This window comes from Frankia sp. AgKG'84/4 (assembly GCF_023242965.2).
Taxonomy (GTDB): domain Bacteria; phylum Actinomycetota; class Actinomycetes; order Frankiales; family Frankiaceae; genus Frankia.
In genome coordinates this window covers 1-4,889 of the sequence record NZ_JALKFU020000404.1, presented here as the reverse complement: position 1 = coordinate 4,889, position 4,889 = coordinate 1, and the positions used below count along the sequence as shown (strand labels likewise).

The 4,889-nt window shown below is 74.8% G+C and carries 2 protein-coding genes; both read right to left on the bottom strand.

The window, feature by feature from the left end:
- Nucleotides 1–2,847 (bottom strand): type I polyketide synthase (locus MXD58_RS19995; protein WP_250609721.1); only part of this gene is annotated, 2,847 nt, incomplete at its 3' end.
- A partial coding sequence (locus MXD58_RS19990) for an SDR family NAD(P)-dependent oxidoreductase (RefSeq protein WP_250609720.1) occupies nucleotides 2,840–4,889 on the bottom strand: 2,050 nt, incomplete at its 5' end. The genes MXD58_RS19995 and MXD58_RS19990, both read right to left, overlap by 8 nt.

The following is a 4,889-nucleotide window of genomic DNA, read 5'->3' as shown; positions in this document are numbered from 1 at the left end:
GGCCGGCGCTCTCTCGACCTGGGCCGCGGCCGGCGTGGCCGCCGGCTCGGGCCGGGTTCGGCACGGCAGAAGGTCCAGCCGCGGCGAGGCGCCCTCGACCCACATCGCGGCGGCCACCCGGCGCAACTGGTCCAGGCCCGGTCGCTTCGGCGAGTTCGAGACCAGCGTGGCGTAGTCCCGTCCACGCAGCGTGTCGTCCACGAACCCGGCGACGCTGCCCATGCCGACCTGCACGAACGCGCGGACGCCGGTGTCGTGCAGCCGGGTGATGAGTTCCCGGAACCGGACCGGCTCCAGCAGGTGGCGCACGGCGAGTTCCCGGATGGCGTCGTGCTCCCGCGGATAGGGCGCCACCGTCGTCGCCGACCAGATCGGGACCGCCGCCTCGACCAGCTTCGTCGCGTCGAGACCGGCCCGCAGCGGGCCGAGATAGGGCGCCAGGAACGGCGAGTGGAACCCGGAGCGGAAGGGCAGGATCTGGCCGAGGACACCGTCGCGGCGCAGCCGGTCAAGAACGGTGCGGACGCGGTTCTCGCGGCCACAGACGATCGACTGGTGCGGGCAGTTGTCGTGGGAGATGACGATCTCATCGAGGTCGGCGATCACCTCGCTGGCTCGGTCCGCGCCGCAGCCCAGGGCACCGAAGACGACCCCGGGCACCTCCAGTGAGGCCGAGTCGAACCCGGCGATGAACGAGTCCGCGAACGCGTCGGTGACCAGTCCACTGGAGATCATCGCGTTCCACTCGCCGACGCTGTGTCCACCGACCACGTCCGGAAGGATGCCGAGCCGGCGCAGGGCGACGTCGAGTACCCGCCCGACCTGGACGCTGGCCACGCCGTGCTGGCCCAGCACGGCGGTGTCCGCGACGGCGAGCCCGCCGAGGCCGAAGTGGGCGCTGACGTCGTCGATGCGCGGGGCGAACTTGTCCTCCAGACCGCAGAACAGGAACGCGATACGCCCGGCGGCCGGCCCGCCCGGGTCGAGCAGTCCCGAGGGGGTGAACCACAGATCGTTACGGCCGCGCCACGCTGCCCCGCGCCCCACCACCGTGCGGGCGAGGCCGAGTCGGCGCGGACTCGGCGCGACCAGGGCGAGCCGCCACGGGCCGCCGGTCGGCGGACTCGCCGCGTCGTCCCGGTCGAGGAGTTCGGCGTCGGGCCGGTCGAGCTGAGCGAGCAGATCGGCCGGGCCGCTGCCGGTGAGCATCAGCACAGCTTCGGCGTCCGGGTCGGCGACCCGCGGCGTCATCACCGCGACCCCCGGGCGGCCCGGGTCGACCAGGGCCGGGCCGGCGGGCACTGAACCGGCGGGCACTGAACCGGCGGGCACTGAACCGGCGGGCGTCGCCGGAGCTAGGGGCACCGGAGCGGGGAACGTGCGGACGGCGGTGATCGCCGCGCTCGGCGGCGCCTCCTCGACGACCAGGTGGGCGTTGATGCCGCCGAAACCGAAGGCGTTCACGCCGGCGCGGCGCGGGCCGCCGCCAGCCGGGGTGTCCCACGGGGTGGCCACGCGAATCGGGGCGAAGCGGCTGCCGGCGAAGGCGGGATGCGGCTCGTCGCAGTGCAGCGTGGGCGGCAGCACCTGGTGGTGCAGCGCCAGCGCTGTCTTGATCAGGCCGGCCGCCCCGGCCGCCGGCATCGCATGGCCGATCATGGACTTGACCGAACCGATCCCGATGTCGGGCGCCGAACGGGAACCGGACGTCGCTGTCCCGAAGATCCGGCCCAGGGTGGTCAGCTCGGCAGCGTCGCCGGCCGGCGTCGCCGTGCCGTGCGCCTCGATCAGGCCGATGGCGCCGGGCGCCGTCGGATCGAGGCCAGCGTCCGCCCAGGCGCGCCGCACGGCGAGCGTCTGCCCGTCGACGGCCGGGGCCATCAGCGAGGCGGAGCGCCCGTCGCTCGCCGTGCCGGCTCCGCGCAGGACCGCGTAGATCCGGTCGCCGTCGCGGCGGGCGTCGGCGAGCCGACGCAGCACGAGCATGCCGACGCCCTCGCCGATGAGGATGCCATCGGCGCGCCGGTCCAGCGGACGGATCGCCTCGCTCGGCGACAGCGCCCGCAGCAGCGTGAACACGCTCCAGAACGACGCCTCGTGGACGAGGTGCGCCCCACCGACGATCATCGCGTCGGTTCGGCCCGAACCAAGGTCACGCATGGCCTGCTCGACGGCGATCAGAGACGACGCGCAGGCCGCGTCCACCGTGTACGCGGGCCCGGACAGGTCGAGGCGGTTCGCGATCCGCGACGCGGCGAGATTCGGCACCAGGCCGATCGACGCCTCCGCCCGGACCGGGCCGAGCTGGTCGACGAAGGCCGCGCGGACCCGTTCGACCGCCTCGGCGGGAAGATCGGGCAGGACCTCACGCAACGTCGTCGCGAGCTGACGGGAGGTCCGCACCCGCTGTTCGAGCCGGGCGACGCCGGAGCCGACGTAGCCGCCGCGGCCGAGGACGACGCCGACGCGCTCGGCGTCGCCGAGCCGCTCGGCACCGCCGGCGTCGGTGATGGCCTCGGCGGCGAGGCGCAGCGCCAGAAGCTGGTCCGGTTCCACCCAGTCCACGGCGTTCGGGACGATCCCGAACGCCGTCGGGTCGAACGCGGCCAGTTCGTCGACGAACCCGCCGCGCCGGCAGTAGAAGGAGTCCCCTGCCCCGTCCACGCCGGCGCCGGCGGCGAAGTACTCGTCGACGTCGAACCGCCCCGGCGACACATCCCGGATGGCGTCGACACCGCCGGTGATGTTGCGCCAGTAGGTGTCCAGGTCCCCGGCTCCGGGGAACAACGCCGACATCCCGACCACGGCGATCGGCGGCACACCGGGTGGGTCCTGCCTGTCAGCCATCGAACGCCGCCGCGTCGGCGCACATGTACACGACCTGCGCGGGACCGTCGGGCGCCGCGGCGAGCTCGCGCAGCAGCGCGTCGACGCCCTCGGCCGGCTCGATCAGACCGATGCCGCGCCGAGCGTATTCACGGGCGAGTTCCGCGGAGACCATCCCACCGCGGGCGGAGCCCCAGGGACCCCAGTCGACGCTGACGACCCGGCCGTTGAACCGGCCGGCCGCCGCGTGAGCGAGGGTGTCGAGGGCCTCGTTCGCCGCCGCGTAGTCGACCTGGCCGCGGTTGCCGAAGACCCCCGCGACGCTGCCGAACAGGGCGACGAACCCGACGTCGCCGCGCACCGCGGCAAACAGCGCCCGCGCCCCGTCGACCTTCGTGCGAAAGACCTGCTCGAACGACTCGGGCGTCTTGTCCCGCAGCAGCCGGTCGGCGAGGACGCCGGCGCCGTGCACCACCCCGTCGAGGCGGCCGTGGCGGGCGTAGATGTCCGCGACGACCGCGGTGACCGCGGCGGTGTCCCGCACATCGACGGCGTGGTAGCGCACCGATGCGGATAGTTCGCCGAGGGTGGCCAGGGTCGTCCGCACCTCCCGTTCGGCGAGCAGTCGGCCGATCCGCGCCTCGATCTCCGCCGGGCGGCGGACACCCGCCGCGACCAGCGCGCGGCGCAGCGCGGGCGCGTCGGCGGCGCCGGCGGTCGCCGGGTCCTCCGGCGCGGCGGGCGGTCCGGTCCGGCCGATCAGCTCAATGGCGCAGCCCGAGCGGCGGGCCAGCTCCACGGCAACTGCTGCGGTGATGCCCCGGGCACCACCGGTGAGCAGCACGACCGAGGACCTGTCGAGCCCGGCAGGCAGATCCCCGGCACCGACGAGCGGGATCTCGCCGACCGACGGCAGCACGCGCACACCTTCCCGGTAGCCGACGACCACCGGTCCGCCGGGCTGGAGCAGCTCGGCGAACAGGTTCTCCGCGATGCCCCGCGGCTCCTCCTTCGGCTCGACGTCCACGGCACGCAGCGTGAGTCCCGGCACCTCGTGGGCGATCGTGCGCACCAGCCCGGCCAGGCCAGCCCCCGGCGTCGGGTGCACGGCGGCCGGTCCCGGGTCGGTACCTCGCCGCTCGGCCGAGCCGTCCTCACCCGCCACCGCCTGGCCGAACCGGCCGCCGTGGCCGGTGACGACGAGGACCCGCCGGCTGCCACCAAGCGCCGCCGCCCGCAGCGCCGGGAACGCCCCGGGCAGCACCGATCGCTCGTCGGCGCCCGGGTCGGCGGAGGCGATCCAGACGAGTCCGTCCGCGCCGGCACCGGCCCGGATCTGGTCGACGAGACCGGGATCGTCCGCGGCGATGATCCGCGCCTGGCCACCAGCCTGCTCGAGCCGGGTGGCGAGCGTCAGACCCACCCCGAGGCCGCCCTCGACGAGCAGGAACCTCGCCCCGGCGAGATCGGGCCGTGGTGAGCCGGCCAGCGCCGCGACGGTCCGTGGTTCGACGACATAGCGCCGCAGCGGGATCCGCGTGTCCGGCTCGGCGGACGCGGACGCCACGGCGAGTTCGGGCTCCACGCCGTCGGCCCGGTCCCGGCCGGCGGGCGCGTCCGGCTCGGCGGGTTCGCCGGCGGGCGCCGGCGGGCTCTGCCGGGCGACGATCCAGTCGACGATACCGCGCACCGTCTTCACCGCCGCGAGCTCCTCGACGATCTCCTCGTCCAGCTCCCCGGAGCTGGCGTCCACGAGACCCAGCCGCGCGGCGAGTTCCCCGAGCACCTCCGTGCGCTTGATCGAGTCGATCGACAGGTCCGCCTCGAGATCCAGATCCGGTTCCAGCATCTCCACCGGATAACCGGTCTGCTCCCCGATCACCCCGACCACCACGTCCGACACCGCGGACCGGTCAAGCGCCGGGACGGCGGGTCCCGCGGCTTCGCCGCCCACCCGTGCCGGGGAAGCGAGGGCCGTGGCCGCACCGGCGGGTTCGCCGGCGGGCGCCGGCGGGCTCTGCCGGGCGACGATCCAGTCGACGATACCGCGCACCGTCTTCACC